A 233-nucleotide genomic window follows, 5' to 3' on the forward strand; every position below is an offset into this window, starting at 1 on the left:
GACTCCACCGAGAACGACGTCCTCACCAGGATCGCCGGACGGCTGGGCCTGCCCACGGTCGCGACCAACAACGTCCACTACGCGAGCCCGGCGCAGTACCCGCTGGCGACCGCCGTCTCGGCCGTGCGCGCCCGGCGCAGCCTCGACGAGCTGGACGGCTGGCTCCCCGCGTCCGGCGCCGCGCACCTCCGCAGCGGCGCCGAGATGGCCCGCCGCTTCGCCCGCTACCCCGG

Annotated in this window: 1 protein-coding gene; it reads left to right on the top strand. The window is 76.4% G+C overall.

Annotation, left to right across the window (positions count from 1 at the left end; translation table 11 throughout):
- Positions 1-233: hypothetical protein (locus SB773_RS34855; RefSeq protein ID WP_410595143.1), on the top strand; the 233-nt coding region annotated here is incomplete at both ends.

Source organism: Bacillus sp. SIMBA_074 (assembly GCF_046534555.1).
Taxonomy (GTDB): Bacteria; Bacillota; Bacilli; order Bacillales; family Bacillaceae_G; genus Bacillus_A; species Bacillus_A mycoides.